We start from the raw sequence: 17,046 nt of genomic DNA on the forward strand, positions 1-17,046 counted from the left end.
ATTAACGTCTAGTTTGAAGAGCAAACAGTATACAAAAACAGCAAAAAATGACAATGAAATTTTGAATTAAATTTGATATTTAATGCAATATAATCATTATAAAAACAATGTATTAACATATTCCATGAAAGTCATCCCTTCAACTACTCTCAATTAGTTAGACGCTTTTTGATTACACTTTAAAAGTAAATTCATCTTTGCTAACACCTACTTTAATAGCGGTTATCTTTTTACCTTCTGATAACTTTTCAAGTGTTTTAACAGACAGTTGTGGCAATAAAGACTTTTGTAAAATGTTATAAATATTTCTTGCACCTGATCCACTATCGTCACACATCGATGTTATTTTTTCTACCACTTTTTCTGAATACTCAAATTTTGCTTGATAATTTTTATCAAATCTCTTTCCTATTCTTTCGAGTTGCAATCTTGCTATTTCATTGATAACTTCTTTAGATAAAGGAAGATAAGGCACAACATTAACTCGGCCTAAAAACGCAGGCTTAAATATATCTAAAAGATCATTTTTTAATGCTTTTTGCAACCCTAAGAAAGAAGGTGCTGTTTCTTCATCTTCAAATAACTCCATGGTTGTGTCCGTGCCTACATTAGATGTCATAATGATAATGGTATTTTTGAAATCAATATCTCGGCCTTCGCCGTCTTTAATAATTCCTTTATCAAAAACTTGATAAAATACATCTTGTACGCCAGGGTGTGCTTTTTCCATTTCATCTAGCAAAATAACACTATAAGGTTTACGACGAACGGCTTCTGTTAATACGCCGCCTTCTCCATAACCAACATAACCAGGAGGAGCACCAACTAACATTGATACTTTATGCTCTTCTTTAAACTCTGACATGTTAATAACGGTGACATTCTCTTCACTACCATAAACTTGTTCAGCTAGCGTTAATGCGGTTTCTGTTTTACCCACTCCACTTGGACCTGTTAGTAAAAAGATTCCATTTGGTCTTGTTTCGTCACTTAAATGTGCACGAGATGTTTGTACTGTTTTAGCAATGATATCTAATGCATCGTTTTGGCCAATAATGCGTTTAGCCATTGTTTCTTGTAGTGATAAAATATTTTTTATTTCATCACTTTTCATTTTACCTACCGGGATACCAGTCCAATCAGCAATGACTTCTGCCACTAATTGTTCATCCACTTCCCAATGCACCATTGGAGATGGATTACTTAGCATCTCTTTTTTGATTTTTGTTAATTCTTCAAGTTTTTCTTTTTGGTCTTCAACTTTATCTTGTTGTAGTGCGGTAATTAATACTGAAATTTGTTTTACAAGCTGTAACTCTTTTTGCCATTGCTCGTTTAATGGGATGAGTTCTTTCTGAGCTTGCTTCAATGTTTTGTTTAACGCGAGTAATTGTTTTTTATGAATAACGCCTGTTTTTTGCTCGTTTTCTAACAGTTTTATTTGAGCCGTCACTTGTTGCTCTTTGCGTTGCAATGCTTCTACTGCACCTGGTGTTGAAGCTTGGCTCATTGCAACTCGAGCACATGCTGTATCTAATAAACTCACTGCTTTGTCTGGCAGTTGTCGACCATTAATATAACGTTTAGACAATGAAACAGATGCTTTTAATGCTTGATCTGAAATAAGTACATTATGATGATTTGCCATGATAGGTAATAAACCACGCATCATGATAATAGCGGTTTCTTCGCTTGGTTCTTCCACTTTCACAACTTGAAAGCGACGAGCTAAAGCCGCATCTTTTTCGAAGTATTTTTTATATTCAGCCCACGTTGTTGCAGCTATTGTACGAAGCTCTCCACGAGCTAAAGCTGGCTTTAATAGATTAGCGGCATCATTTTGCCCTGCCTGACCACCGCTGCCGATCATGGTGTGCGCTTCATCGATAAATAAGATGATTGGGTTGATTGATGCTTTTATTTCATTTATTAATGCTTTTAAGCGATTTTCAAATTCCCCTTTCATGCCTGCACCAGCTTGCAATAACGCTAAATCAAGTACTCGTACTGATACATTTTGAAGCACTAAAGGGACATCTTTTTCTACAATTCTTAATGCTAACCCTTCAACGACTGCGGTTTTACCTACGCCAGCTTCACCCGTTAAGATTGGATTGTTTTGACGACGGCGCGTTAATATATCAATCATTTGACGTATTTCGTTATCACGCCCTAAAATTGGGTCTAATTTATTTGCTCTCGCTTGAGCGGTTAAGTCTTGTGTGAATTGGTCAAGGCTAGGTGTTTTGGTTATTGCACCGCTAGTTTGTGTAGCTGCTTCACTTTCATTTGAAGCCGATCCTGGCTGCTCTTGAGATTGTGCTGAGATTTGTGGCCATGCATGCAAGAGTTGTGAAGCATCAATTTCTAATAATTGTTTAGCTGAACGAGAGATAAGTGAACACAATGACTCATCTTTCAATAATGTGTAAATAATATAAGCCGATCGTATTTTAGCGTCGTTAAATTCAATTGTTGTATTTAACCAAGTTTGACGTAATAAATTAACAATATGCGGAGATAAACTTGGTGATGCACTATTACCTGTTTTTAGTTTTTCTAAACCGATGCGTAATTCAGAGATGAGTTGGTCACTATCTAAATCAAATGTTGATGCAATAAGCTTTAAATCACCAATGTCATTTTCTAACATTGCTTGTAACCAATGTTCAATTTCAACTGTAAATTGACTTCTTCCATTACAAATAGACGCTGCTTTTTCTAATGATTCTTTACATTCGGCATTGAGTTTTTCAACTAGTTTATTCAGAGTCATTGCTGACATATCGTTATCCTTTGATTTATTAACTTATTCATATTTACAGATATATTATTGTTTTTTTCTTTAAATTTTTTCTGTGAATTGCAAGTCCTCCACCTTTACCTAGTGGTATTGCATTTTTAGACAATTGCGAAATGGCGACCTGCTCATTAAGCAACTCAAGTTGTAATTTGTGTTGGATAGATGTGCCTAAATATTTGTTAATGATGTCTTTAACACCATGATTAATACTGCCGCCATTTAAAAAGTCTTTCACGTTCGATTTAGAATTAACTTTAATAGTAATATTGATACTTGAATTGATATCCCATACTTTACTGCCAATACATGAATCATGCCCTAAACAAGCAAACTGGCCTTCGGGTTGTGAACGTTTACCTAATCTAGTTTGATCTGCTTCTGCCAGTTGTTGCCATTTCCCTTGAAATTGTGCAATTTCAATTTCACAACCAGTAAAGTCATTAAGGACTTGCTTTAGCCCTTGCACATTACGAATTTTACGATTGAAAAAACCTGCGTAATATTTACCTGAGCTAGATGTATTACCGGTAAGTTGATTTAGTACGTTTGAGAAAGCATCAGGTTTATCTTCGCTATAATTTTCAAAGCCTATTGGAAAGCGATACTTTTCCCATGCGCGATAATATAATGATAGTAAGCGGTGATTAAACAGATCAAAAAAGTCACGCATGCCAGTGTCTTTGTATCTAACTCTCTCTAGTACTAACTCTGTATAATGCTGAGGTAAGACGCCATTTGAGCCAGTAACTCCCATAAAAGAAACGTGCATATCATAAGCAGTATTATTTTTAGAAGCAGTACGCTGTTCTACTTTGCTTAGTGGCGCCCCCGGAAAACCTAACGTTTGATCTGATTTAAAACGGATCAATTCATTTTTAGGAATGCTGTCGTGACCAACTTTTTGTTGTTGATCTTTACCTACCGCTAACTGTCTCTCAATGGTATACACCGCTTGAAAAAAATCGTATTCCGTTGGATTATCTAGGAGATCTTTTATGTTCATAGCAATTTAATATTTCCCGCACGGCTAGGCCACTGATGATAAATATTATCTTGCCCTTTAAATTTAATACTTAAGCGAGTGAAGCTATTAATGGCTGCAAATTGTGAGAAGAAATGATCTAGAATTGCGGAGAAGAAGAAAATACCACTACCAGCAAAGTGATCTGTAGCGAAGGTTAATAATATTTCAGTGCCACTACAAAAGCTAATACGTCCTTTTTGATTAACTCTCGCGGTAGCGCTTTTCAGCTCAATACCTTCGATGTTTTCAATCAATGTTTTATTTTCTGGCGTATTTTTGAAGTCGTATAGTTTTAAAGTCTCTTTTAACGTTGAAAGCGCATTATCACCGTGGAAATGATCAAGCGTTAAATGATTAATCAACTGCCAACGTGTCGCGTCACCTAATTCAGCTCTAACCGGTGTTGTTGGTGTTAATAAACATTTTACCTGGGTGATAATATCGGCATGTTCAGCAACGGTCATTGCAACCTGATCACTACCAAATGGAAGGTAGGTAGGTAAATTACGATTACTACATAATGCTGAAGTACGTAAAATCCATCGGCTATACTCATCTTCTAAATGGAAACCTTTAAATTCATGATCAATTAACGATAAATAAAGCTCTGTTCCATTTTCAGCACTGCCACCTGCCCAACTAGATGCTTCTCTTCGAGCATGCCAAAAAGCTCTGTCTTGGTCTTCATACGATGGATGTGTTTCTCCATAGAATGGCGTCACTTTAATTGAGTTCTGTTTCTGATCGTATGCTTCTACTTTCTTTATTTGAATGATTTCAGAGACATCAGAATCCATATATTTAACGGCTAATTTGTATTCATGCTGAGAAGGCTCAATACGAATAGGCTCTAACTCTTGCTCAAATAAATTGATAATGGGTGTGCACCCAAGCATGAATGTTTCAGCCGTCACTTGTTTTTCTAGATCTTCAGAGACTTGATCTAGGTAAATGTAAATATCGAATTTATCCTCAATATTTGGCCATTTTTGGTTAAAGTTTTCTATTTCAAAAAATAAAAACTTTTCAGGAAAAACAAAATTTTCAATCAGTGTTTGATAAGCTGAAAAAGAGCGCTTGCTATAGGGAACGACTTGTTGATCATCGTCAAATCCTAGAGGTTTTATATTTCTAGGCTCTAAATATTGTATATTGTTAAATTCACCAGGTTTACAGATACCTAACCCAATACAATGAGCAGAAAGTAACTCGTATAACAAAAAAGATTGTTGAGGTTGACCATGTAAATAAAAACGTAGTTTATCAATACCGAGTGTTGGCATGCTTACATCTTTAAAATCAGTGCTAAAGCTTAATTTAATAACAGACCGTGCTGGCTGACTCCATATTGACTTAGGTGCATTAAAAGGCGCATTTTGAAACTTACCGTCAGTAATACTTAAAGGCCATAATTTTGTGTCATAGCACGTTTGAAAATAACAGGTTTTAAGACCTTGTGCTTGACTCTCAACTTTTGTTCCACGAGGTAGTACAACACCAGTAGTAGAAACATTTTCAGTTTCCATTTTTATCACTGACATCGATGGAATTGGGGCTTGATAGTCTGGGTATAGTTGACCTAATAATGCATCGGTTAATTCTGGAAAACTATCATCAAGCTTCTGCCTAACTTGGGCTGTCAACAAAGAAAAAGCTTCAATCAACCTTGAAACATGAGGATCCTCAATATTTTCTTCACTTAGTTTTAAGCGTCCGGCCAGCTTAGGGTAGTTTTTTGCAAACTCCGCTCCCATGTTTCTAATGAAAGACAGCTCTTTGTTGTAATATCTTAATAGTTCATCATTCATTATAAAGACTCCACTACTTTCATTCCTAAGTGAACAGGTTCAACTTCAGAATCAAAAGCAATAAACTCAGAATCGTTATGAAGAAGTGCGTTAATACGTAGGTTTAAGATTCTGTCTAAAGGTTGGTCGTTATCAACCGTTTCGACATATACCTCAACAAAGCGAGGTTCAAAGCGTTTTATAGACTCAGTTACTTTGTCACACAGTAACTGACGACCTTCCATGCTGCCAATCGCCATGCTTGAAAAGTCGGACATACCGTAATTAGCCAAAGATTGGTCTAATTCTTTATAATAATCAGGCCAAGTATTCCATTGCACTTTTGCATTAAGTAAGTTCTCAAGATCTCTTGCTACATAGCGGCGCAATTTAGATAAACTAATACCTCGGTAACTTTCAGTTTCATATCTATCCTGAGGAGAGTCATCGATTAGCTTATCGAGCAAAGAAGCATTATTCCTAGTCTGTTTAGTAACTTTCATCTCAACCTATCTATAATTAACTAGCTGATTCTAAGCGAATAAAGTCAGAAAATGGTACTGCAGCATCATCAACAAACCACATTTTTTGACCCACTCCAACCATAAAATCAGTGCTGAATTCTTTCCAATCCGTTTCACGCCCTAACTTTTCAGCATCAGTTTCACTTTGTGCATAAACAAGCGGAATATGCGCTTCGCCTGAAGGCCCATCTTTAATACTTAAGTCAACACGACGCCATACTTGTTCAATAATTGATTCAGCAGGTTTAAATGTAATAAAGTCAATTTGTGATAACTCAGCAAGATAGAACTTTCCATCAGTACCAAATATTTCGATAAAACCACCTAATGTATCGTCAAGGTCTCGCATTTCGGCAACAACATTATCATTAAGTTTTATCGATAATTCAGGACGAATTTCTTCTAAACTTTCAGCTTTTAATTTCATTGAGGCAGCATCGCCGTTATGCAACTCAACACTTAATTGTAATAAGGCTTCACTGTGTGGTGTCGTACCATTAAATAACTCAGGCACAGACACTCCATTAGCAAAGTCTTTCCTTGCTTGTTCTGCGCGAATTAATTGGCGTAAATTAGTTGCGCCAATGATAAAATCAGGATGTTTTTGTACCATTAAATTTAATTGTTTATCTGCACGTTCAAGATCACCTTTAATACATAACAATTCAATTAACGAGCTGCGATATTCGACATTCATTGGATCATCTTTTAACTGAGTTTCTAAAAATTGAATCGCTTCAGTTAACTTTCCTGCTTGTAACATTTCTTTAATTTTTTTCATCTCTCTTCCATTAATGTTGAGGTGTAAATTCTGTAACCAACCTGATACTTGAAATCATCTGATCTAGTTGAAAATGTGGTTGTAATTGGATAATTGAATAATAAGAACCAGGCTTACTCGCTATCTCTTTAACTTTGACCTGACCACTATATAAAGGGTATTTACAACGCACTGAATCAGATGTTGAATCACCACTTGCTGTGTATTGGTGTAGCCATTTTTGTAAGTCACGCTCACAAAGTTCAGCTGAACTATAAGTACCTAACTTTTCACGCCCTAGTATTTTGAGATAATGGGCAAAACGAGAAACACAAAAAATATACTGCAACATAGTCGATAATTTAGAATTCACTGTTGCAGCTAATGAATTATATTGTTTCGCTTTTTGAACTGATGCGTTACTGAAAAAGACTAAATGTTCACAGCCTTTCACTGGAATAATTGGAATAAAACCATTATCAGAGAGTATTTTTTCTGATTTATCACCAATCTGCAGATTAACTGATGGTTTGCTATTTTTTTGGTATTTTTCATTCTCAAATTGAGCGGCTGGTAAATCACACACTAACCCTTTGGTCCTAAAGCCAGGCTCCATCCCTCTGATTTGCCCAAACCAACCTGATTCAGAAAATGCGCGCAATAAAACACCAGAGAAAGCATAAGCGGCATTTCCCCACAAATGATCTTTTTGTGGATCTTTGATTGATTCTTTAAATTTGAAACCTTCTTTTCTTGTGCCATCTTCTTTATAAGGCTTTCGCATTAATATATTGGGTACGGTGATGCCAATAAAACGGGATTCATCCATATCTCTTAGAGCACGCCACTTACTGTATTCAGGCTGTTCAAAGTTTTTAGACCAATTGATATAAGAGCCTAAACCAGAATAATCATCAACGGAAAAAAGTGATGAATCAGCAGAGGTAATAAATGGAGAAAAAGAGGCAGCCGCAACACGTGAGATATCTTTTAAGGTATCGATATCATTTGTTTTTAGCCCTTTTTGCGGCTTATGTGAGACTTGGTAATCACCAATAATAACGCCAAATGGTTCACCGCCAGAAGTATCGTATTCATTGCTGTGTACTAGCTTATAAAAAGCACTTTGATCAAACTCAATTGACTTATCAAAGTCTTTACTGAGTGTTTTCCAGCTACAATTAAGGACTTTTATTTTTGATTTGTCCTCTTTATCTTGCGTTTCCTTTTGATCAATTATGTAAGCTAAACCACGCCAGCTTGCCTCTAATGCTTGGAATTGTTTGTGATGCAATATGGAATTGATCTGCTTTTCAATCATGACATCAAGCTCGCTAATTGTTTTTAATAATAACGGCTCAAGGCTTTTTCGTGTGAGGTTTTTATTTGGAATCGAGAAGTTTTCTAGCCAAAGTAAAATCGATTTAACATCGTCAGACTCATAGAGAAAACGTTCCATCTTTGCACGTTTGCTTAGCGACTTTTTTACAGAAGTGTCCGAAGGAATCGACACATTTTCCTGCTGAACAAATAATGTTTCTGTATCTAAAAAAGATACTTCGCTGAACAATGACAAATTCGATCCTTTTTTAATTTGCTTATAAAAATAAAAAATAGTGGAAAATGCGTTTTGCCCATCGCTGATGCAAAACGTATATCCCACTGATGTTTATTGGATAAATAAAACAATAATTTTTTCTAGCCAATACGCATAGAAAAAAAGGTTTAATTAACCAATCGTTGGTATTTTTGCAACCAAACGTAAAGATGATGTTAATTCTTCCATTTGTAACCATGGCTTTAACCATGCAATTGCGTTGTATGCACCTGGCTGACCGGGAATCTCTTTAACTTGTACTTTAGCGTCAGCTAATGGGTATTTAGCACGTATTTCTTGACCACCACCTTCAGCTGCATTTACATAAGACAGGATCCAACGGTTTAACCACGTTTCAACATCTTCAGCTTCCATGAAAGAACCAATTTTATCGCGCGCCATTACTTTTAAGTAATGAGCAAAACGTGAAGTGGCCATCATGTAAGGCAGTCTTGCTGAAATGGCTGCATTGGCAGTCGCATCTGGATTGTCATAAATTCTTGGTTGTTGACATGTTTGACCACCAAAGAACACTGCAAAATCAGTATTTTTATAATGACATAACGGTAAGAAACCTAATTTACTTAGCTCTGCTTCACGACGGTCTGTGATGCCAATTTCTGTAGGGCATTTAATATCTGGATCGCCATCATCACTAGTAAACACATGAGTCGGTAAACCTTCAACTTTACCGCCGCCTTCAGCACCGCGAATTGCAGTACAAAAACCGTAAGAAGCAAACGCTTTCGCCATGTTTGTCGCCATTGGATATGCAGCATTCATCCAGCAGTATTCGTCTGAAGAGGTTGTTGCTGAGCGCATGCCTTTTTCATCTAATTCGAATTCTTCATAACTAAACGCTTCTACAGGTTTAGTTGCTTCACCGTAAGGTAAGCGTGCTAATACACGAGGCATTGTTAGCGTTACAAAACGAGAATCATCGCTTTCACGGAATGAATTCCATTTTGTGTATTCTAATGATTCGAATACTTTTTCTAGGTCACGCGGCTTAGTTAACTCTTCCCAGTTTTCAAAACCAAAAAGTGATGGTGAAGAAGCTGAAATAAACGGACAGAAACCCGCAGCTGCTACATTTGACATTAATGATAATGTTTCGATATCAGCAGGGTGATTAGTAAACTCATAATCACCGACTAATGCGCCATAAGGTTCACCACCTGGTGTACCAAATTCAGCTTCATAGATTTTTTTGAAGGTTTGGCTTTGGTCAAACTCAACGGCTTTACTTAGATCTTTATGCAGTTCAGATTTGCTTAAACTCATAATTCTAATTTTTAACGTTTTGCTTGTTTCACAGTTGTTCACCATGTGGTGAACACCACGCCAACTCCCTTCTAACTTCTGTAGTTCTTTATTGTGCATGATCACAGAAAGTTGTTTAGAAATAGTCATATCAAGTGCAGCAATGGCTTCTCTAAATGTAACCGTTAAGTTTTTGTTCCATTTAACGGTTCCTTTTAATGCTTCTTCAGTTAATGAACGGATCAACTCTTCAGAACGTGAGCTTTCAGTTTGCTTAGTGGCACCAATCGCTTGTTCTAAAATAGATAAACTAACCGTTTCTTCTGCTGCGGCATTCTCTAAAATTTGCTCTTCAGTACTCATTATTGATTTCCTTCAATTTTTAGTTCCGATGCTAATTTATCTAGACTTGATGTATTATTAAGTACTTCTTCTAAGATGTTTTCAAGATCTTCTGAGCGATCCACTTTAGTCATCAAATCACGTAATTTATTACGTGTTTCCATTAATTGCTTTAATGGTTCAACTTGATTCACTATCGCAGCAGGCTCAAAGTCATCTAATGATTTAAATGATAAATTAACCGCAATTTCAGAATCGTCATCTGATAATGTATTCTCAACTTGGATATCTAATTTCGGATTCATACGTTTTAAAATGTCGTTGTAATTATCACGATCAATTTGAATAAAACGACGATCTTTAAGCGGTTTTAAGTCTTGTGTATTGTGCCCAGAAAAGTCACCTGTTACACCGATTACAAAAGGTAGTTCTTTTTTTACTGCTGCCCCTTCTGTTTCTACGTCATAGGTAATATGAACTCTAGGCTTTCTTACTTTTTTTAATTTACTATGTATACTCAAGTTAAACTCCTTAACATTGAAAATGACGCATTTAAATAAAGGGATTATTTAGATGCGTCTTCAGTTTTTATACCCGATAACTTAAAGAAACCATTTCGAGCATCTCCATCAACAATAAGCTCCTGAAGTAATTCAGGTAAACTTAATTCGCTCCAACGAACAACTTGCTCAATGGCATAGGACATAGGTGAATGAGGCTCAGTTTTTCTAAAAAAACTAGCAATTTCATCCAACTTACGTAGTGCTTGTTCGCGAGTTTCTACTTGTGCCTGCAAAGCAGACTCAGGTAATTCATTCACTTCCTGTTCAACTTCTTCAGGAATAGCTTCTTGTTCTTCTTCAATTGCTTTTTTTTCAATTAAAATATCTTTGGCAACATGACTAACCGTATGTAAACAAGACTCTAATGCCTTACGTACATAACTTGTTGGTTGCGGATCCCCTTTCATTGCTTTATCCATCGCTTCAGATAACAATAAAAAAGCATTTAAAGCGGATTCAACATCATTATGTAATTCGATATAAAAAGAGTTGGTACTTTCTTTAATACTTTGTGTTACATCTTCAAATGAAATCGCACCACCCGATATTTTCTTTTGTTGCTTATCAGAATCTAACCGTTGAATTTCACATGCTTGCTCGTATTGCCAAGTTGAGAAAACATCTATGCCATCAGTGATTGCAATAGATTTTATAGGAGCAACCAAGGCTCCAGGACCGTCAATACCATTAAGGCCGATTAACGGTGCTATACGCTCTTGCATATCACCGTCATCAGGCATTGGATAAATATCATCCCAATATAGTTCAATGAGTTTTGTTGTTAATTCAAAACCAAAGGCCAGTCCTTTAAATCCAAACTTGCGACATAGTGCTTCTATGTACCAAGCGATGTATTCTAAATCTTTACTATCTTCAATTAAGATTTTTGGTAATTGATCAAGTATTGGTTGCCATTCAATGACAACAGATCCCATGCTTTCTTCATCTATTAATGCTTTACGCTCACTGGTGCGCGCATTATTACGTACGTCTTTCAGTAAGTAGTAAGTCGACGTTGGAGAAATATCTGATCTTGGATCGGCGCCTGTTGTTGATTCTTCTGATATAGGCAAACACAGTTCTTCAACTGTAAAATCAAATAAACTCATATAAACTCATGTCTCTTACGTATCTAGGTGACGACTTTATGTGTAAAGTCACTATAAAAATTCACTAAAAAATAACATCGAAAAATAAAATAAAAATAAAGTGAAATATATTCTAAAGCCAACAAACATGTCAATACCAAGTTCGGATAGCTTTTTAAGTAAACACTAAATATCTTTATTACTTTAAATAATTAATCGTTAGCTTAAGGCCCTAAAAAAGGGAATCGTAATATCATCATTTATCAACGGTGTTGTTACTAGTTGTTGTTTTTGTTGATGCTTAATCAAAACACAAGTGACATTATCACGCGCATTACGCACTAAAGAGGTATGGAGTAATGCCATGCCAGAGTCAATAATTGAACTCGATTGTAATGCTTGCTCTATTTCTGTATCACTTACTTCTTTATTTAAGCCATCACTGCAAAGTAAAAAAACATCATTGTGTTTTAAATAAACTTCTTTTATTTCAATCTCGAGCTCTTTATCTACTCCTACAGCTCTAGTGATGACATTAGCAAGGGGATGAGCTTCTGCTTCTTCTTTTTTCAGAATACCTTCATCAACCATGTCATTAACTTGGCTATGATCTTTTGTTACTTGAGATAGTTTTTGATCGCGTAATAAATAACCACGACTATCCCCAGCCCATAACATATGACAACGTTGTTCTTTAATAAATAAAACTACTACCGTGCTTCCAGCAAGCTTTCCTTTGAGTTGGCTTTTACTAATATAAAGTAGTTCTTCATTGGCTTTTTTAAGTGCATTGACGAGCACTTCACAAGTTAATGCTTGAGACTCCGTAGATTCAACAACACGTTGTATTGTATCGATAATTAATTGGCTCGCGACATCGCCTGCACTGTGCCCTCCCATCCCATCAGCAACAACCCAAACGCCATTATGCGGAAGCTCAAGAAATGCATCTTCATTAATTTTACGTACTGCACCACGATGACTTTGTGCGTGACTAGTTTGTGACATACAATCCCCTTTACCCTAGCTCGCAAATATTCCAGTCACGCTTTTTCCACTGACCATCTAACATTGATACAAATTGGCTAACCTGAGGTAAACCATCTGTAACGATGAAACAGGGTTCAATCAAATCTGAACCTGTTGTCCACCAAATACTGTAATCGTTAAAATGTAAATTATATTGCTGATGAAGTAGGTCCAATACCGTCGGACTATGTTTACCTTTAATCACCCAGCCTTTTTTGATCGTATCTAAGGATTCGACATCATTAACTTTGATACATTCAACCTGTAAAAGCTCCGTTTGTTCAGACAACTTTTCAAACCACGTATCGATATCAAGATCGTCTTCTAACACTTCTAATATTTTGTTTTCAAAGTTGACATCCCATTCATTCTCATGCCAAGCCTGAACGGCTGTTAGATTATGCTTAGCAACCACTGTAAAAGGGAAGTAACGACTGACTCTATCGACACTTGGAATAACGGTACCAATAAAAGCAGACTCACCACACACATTAGGCGATAAAGAAAAGTGCCATACAGGACTAGTCAGATAACAATCTAACCAATTTTGCTCTAGCTGTTCTTTACTCACAGCAATCACTGATTGTAGCCATTCGCTCCAAATGCTTAAGAAATCAAAATCAAAATCACTTTGAATAAAATCGCCTTTAGAAGGAATCTTCCCACAGTACCCAGTCTTCAAGATTATAGATTGCTCGGACATCTAAACCTCGCTAGATCTCTTTTCCAAAATGGGTTGTTGGCACTTCTTGCTGTTAATAACACCTTCGCTTCACTACCACTTAAAGAAATATTAAGTTGGTCATCTTTCTTCGTTTCTGGTCGTTGATAAGCCAAAGCATCTAAGAACCTAAATAAAGACCAATCACCAAAATATTGTTTAGTAATAGAACGTCCGCCGTTTGGAGGTGTAAATACCACACGCGTTTCTGCATTACCGCTACCAGGCCAAACAAACTGCGTTGAACGGATAGGGTCATGGCGATAATTAAGCTCTTGTTCATTAACAATCAATTTAAAATGGCTTGTATTGCGATCTAAATACAGTGGTTTTAGAGCGAAACTAACTTGTACTTTTTTCATGCCGCTTTCGAAGAAGTTTTCACGAATAACTTCACCTCGTTGAAACACACTCAAAATGCTTTGGTTTAAGCCAATATTTTCAGAGAATACCCATGGATTTCGTTTGGTATCTACATATTCACTTAAATGTCTATCGAAGAAGGTATCCAACGTTCCGCCATAGCCGAAGAATTGGCTAAAGTCTTGAATACTAACTTCTCTTGTTGCTGAATTATCAAAAGGATAACGACCAACAATGGCGCGACGGCATTCATTTAAGACTTCTTTACGCCATAGCGTATTGAGATCTTTTTTCGCTTCAGACAATCTATTTTTATTTTCTACTGCAACGCGACGTTCTAACCACACTAAAATGCTGTCATACCAACCAGAAACAGGGAAAGGTAACTCCCCTGCTTGCTCATTTAAGTCTCGGCCGACTTGCGCATAGTCGATTTGAAATTCATCTTTAGAGAAACCGTATACTCGATTTACTGCTAAGTTCTTTTTCTCAATATTGCGGTCTAGATTTCTTAAAATATCTCCTGCTTTATCAAGATCTGCAGCATTAATGTTAAGTAAGTCTTCAAAAGCATATTCAACCTCTTTACCTGGAAGCTGTATTTCTAAATCAAGATCGTCTTTTGGTAATAAGCGACTAATGCGTGATTTTTTAGCACGTAATAATTCATCCGATGCACTTTCAGCAACGGATAACGCTGCCTTTGCATTTTTAGAAACAGGTACTTTAGTTAACTCGACATTTTTTTGAACGGCTAAAATAATATTCTTCAAGGGCGCATCTGAATTCGCTAACTCATGAATAATATGATTCGCATTAACTTCATTATCAAAGGGTTGCAGTACTAAGTCATTCAAGAAACCATTCCAATAATAGATATAATCCTGAAAGTATTTATTTTCTAATTGTTTAATAATTTGATCTTCACTTGAAGCAGTGAGCGCATCTTTGCCTTCGCCATATACCCAGCGGTCTTCAACAAGACTTTTAACAATACGTTTTTTTTCTATATTAAATATGCCGTGGAAACCATTAAAGGTGTACAGCCCAGGAATAGGTTGAGTTAAATCTTTACCACTTTGGTAACGAAATGCATTTAAGCTATCTAAACTGATAATATTAACGAGTTTGAAATCAGGTATATTACTTGGAATATAGTCCGATTGCAGACGTTGGTATGCACGCTCTACTAGCGTGAGTCTACTCAGCTTTTTACGTGCATCTTTAATCGCAGGGTTATCAACTTTTTGATTACGACCACCTAATTCAAGCATTGTCTCTACGTGCAGATTAAGCTGTTCACGAACCGTTGCGTTAATTTCACCTGTTATTTTTCGATCAAAATACACTTCAAACCAAGCTTTAACATCTTCTTCTTTATAATGCTCTGGTTGATAAAGCATTAAATACGTTTTTAGTGTGAGGTATAAATAATTAAGGTTGTCGTTATTTTCAGCCATTTCTTGTAATAAAACAGAACTTAAATAAGGTGCAAGATAGGCATTTAATGCACGTTTATAAGCTCCAATACCAGGCTGTTTCAGTTTATCCCCTTGATATAAGCCCCACGTTTGTATGTCATCACTCGATGGTTCATTGACAAAACCAACGGGTAGATCTCTCAGTACACTTAAGCCTTTAGTGATTTTTATGATGTCATTTGTGTCTTTTAATCCACCTTCTGTAATGTCTTTATAAGTGGTTAAAGCAGACTCTGTTTTATCAACTAGATCGCTATTCCAATTATAGCTTTGCCACCAGGCAGCAGAAAAACCAATGGTTAATAATGATGCGATAATAAGTACTGAACGCTTTAAAATTAAATGTTGTTTATCATGATGCTTATTTGTCGTTGCAAGATCTTTTTCAGGAAAAATAACATCTTCTAGCAAGTGCTTAATAAAATAACTGCGAGATGGATGACTATTACTGGTATTTAAATGAGCACGATTAGAAGTCAACAAATCCGAAGGTAGCTTATCAATCGGAGCCCCTTCTTGCGTCGCGCTGGTTAAATAAACACCACGGAGCATAGGTGCAACTTCGTATGAATTAGGCGAGAATATTTCTTTTAAGAAATCATCCGCTGCACTTTGTAATAGACGTAATTGCTTAGGAAACTCGTAAATAACACGTTTACGTTCTTGATTACGTTCATTTTTAAGCTTTGAATTTACTTTATCGTTAAGGTTTTTTAATAAAGCATGAAACTCTTTATTAAACCCACTTACAATACTGTCTCCATTTTCCGCTTCTAATGGAAAAGTAACGCCCCAAATTTGCTCACAATCTTCTTTTTCAAATGAATCAAAAAATTCATTAAAACCAGCAATCAAATCACATTTTGATAGTAAAACATAAACAGGAAATGTCATGCCAAGCTGGTTTTGTAATTCTTGTAAACGTTGTTTAATTGCACGTGCATGTAAGTTACGTTCGGTTTTAGTTTGACTCAGTAAGTCACTTAACCCCATGCTAATAATTATGCCGTTAATAGGGCGAATAGGACGGTATTTTTTAAGTAAACCAAGAAATCCCTGCCACGCACGAGAATCTTGTTTTTTATTACTATCATGAGTTGTATAACGACCAGCAGTATCAATAAGCACAGCTTTATTAGTAAACCACCAGTCACAATTACGAGTGCCACCAACACCTTGAATCATATCAACACCCATTTTTTCTTTTAATGGGTACTCTAATCCTGAATGTTGAATTGCAGTGGTTTTCCCTGAGCCAGGTGGACCAATCATGATATACCATGGCAACTCATAGACACTTTTATTCTTACTTAATTTTGCAGTCTTTAAGATGTCATGTGCTTGAACCATACGCTGTTGTAACGTATCGATTTCTTTTTTTATCGCTTCGTCACTGACGTTTTTAATGTTGTCATCACCATTAATCATGGTGTTGACCATCGCATCGTTATTTTTTTTCTCTTTGATGCCTTTAATAAAATGAAATCCACCCCAACATACAGCAATCATTAACAATGCTACCAGACGTGATGTAGTTGAGAGTAAAGGTTCATAACCAGCAATGGCAATCAATGGCCCACCAAACCAAATAAGTAGAGCTAAACAAATTAAACCAATGGCCGTTATTACCGCTTTTGATTTCAGTTTAAACATTATTTTTTTTAACACAGATTTAAATGACACGTAAAATACCTTTGCTTA

At 36.2% G+C, this 17,046-nt stretch carries 12 protein-coding genes; all 12 read right to left on the reverse strand.

The genetic code is table 11. The features are described 5' to 3' along the window. Nucleotides 1-172: 172 nt before the first annotated feature. The 12 genes from tssH to tssM all read right to left on the reverse strand — a co-directional run bounded on the left by tssH (nucleotide 173) and on the right by tssM (nucleotide 17,028). A complete protein-coding gene (tssH, locus tag SP041_RS02555) occupies nucleotides 173-2,785 on the reverse strand; it encodes a type VI secretion system ATPase TssH (protein ID WP_025564953.1) in 2,613 nt (870 codons plus the stop codon). Between the two features lie 34 nt (nucleotides 2,786-2,819). Then, nucleotides 2,820-3,806: a type VI secretion system baseplate subunit TssG gene (gene tssG, locus SP041_RS02560; RefSeq protein WP_025564952.1), complete on the reverse strand. Its 987-nt coding sequence runs from the start codon at nucleotides 3,804-3,806 to the stop codon at nucleotides 2,820-2,822. Further along, the gene (gene tssF / locus SP041_RS02565; RefSeq protein WP_025564951.1) at nucleotides 3,803-5,635 is read right to left on the reverse strand and encodes a type VI secretion system baseplate subunit TssF; all 1,833 of its coding nucleotides are present in this window, start codon (nucleotides 5,633-5,635) and stop codon (nucleotides 3,803-3,805) included. The genes tssG and tssF overlap by 4 nt, the downstream gene beginning before the upstream one ends. Continuing rightward, entirely contained in the window at nucleotides 5,635-6,117 is a 483-nt protein-coding gene (gene tssE, locus SP041_RS02570; RefSeq protein WP_025564950.1) for a type VI secretion system baseplate subunit TssE, read from the reverse strand. The genes tssF and tssE overlap by 1 nt, the downstream gene beginning before the upstream one ends. A gap of 16 nt (nucleotides 6,118-6,133) precedes the next feature. Next, complete coding sequence (locus tag SP041_RS02575; RefSeq protein ID WP_025564949.1) at nucleotides 6,134-6,919, reverse strand: type VI secretion system accessory protein TagJ; 786 nt, start codon at nucleotides 6,917-6,919, stop codon at nucleotides 6,134-6,136. Between the two features lie 10 nt (nucleotides 6,920-6,929). After that, complete coding sequence (tssC, locus tag SP041_RS02580) at nucleotides 6,930-8,474, reverse strand: type VI secretion system contractile sheath large subunit (protein ID WP_240791406.1); 1,545 nt, start codon at nucleotides 8,472-8,474, stop codon at nucleotides 6,930-6,932. Nucleotides 8,475-8,627: 153 nt separating this feature from the next. Then, nucleotides 8,628-10,121, reverse strand: coding sequence for a type VI secretion system contractile sheath large subunit (gene tssC, locus SP041_RS02585; protein WP_025564947.1), 1,494 nt, complete (start codon nucleotides 10,119-10,121; stop codon nucleotides 8,628-8,630). Further along, nucleotides 10,121-10,621, reverse strand: a complete 501-nt coding sequence (tssB, locus tag SP041_RS02590; protein WP_025564946.1) for a type VI secretion system contractile sheath small subunit — start codon at nucleotides 10,619-10,621, stop codon at nucleotides 10,121-10,123. Before tssB ends, tssC (SP041_RS02585) begins: the two co-directional genes overlap by 1 nt. A gap of 44 nt (nucleotides 10,622-10,665) precedes the next feature. Beyond that, nucleotides 10,666-11,772, reverse strand: a complete 1,107-nt coding sequence (tssA, locus tag SP041_RS02595; protein ID WP_025564945.1) for a type VI secretion system protein TssA — start codon at nucleotides 11,770-11,772, stop codon at nucleotides 10,666-10,668. Nucleotides 11,773-11,970: 198 nt separating this feature from the next. Continuing rightward, nucleotides 11,971-12,759, reverse strand: a complete 789-nt coding sequence (locus SP041_RS02600; RefSeq protein WP_025564944.1) for a protein phosphatase 2C domain-containing protein — start codon at nucleotides 12,757-12,759, stop codon at nucleotides 11,971-11,973. A 10-nt stretch (nucleotides 12,760-12,769) separates the two neighbouring features. After that, nucleotides 12,770-13,483 (reverse strand): type VI secretion system-associated protein TagF, encoded by a 714-nt coding sequence (gene tagF / locus SP041_RS02605; RefSeq protein WP_025564943.1) that lies wholly within the window; start codon nucleotides 13,481-13,483, stop codon nucleotides 12,770-12,772. Next, complete coding sequence (gene tssM, locus SP041_RS02610) at nucleotides 13,465-17,028, reverse strand: type VI secretion system membrane subunit TssM (protein ID WP_025564942.1); 3,564 nt, start codon at nucleotides 17,026-17,028, stop codon at nucleotides 13,465-13,467. The genes tagF and tssM overlap by 19 nt, the downstream gene beginning before the upstream one ends. Between the last annotated feature and the right edge of the window lie 18 nt (nucleotides 17,029-17,046).

Source organism: Psychromonas sp. SP041, from assembly GCF_000470315.2.
GTDB lineage: Bacteria > Pseudomonadota > Gammaproteobacteria > Enterobacterales > Psychromonadaceae > Psychromonas.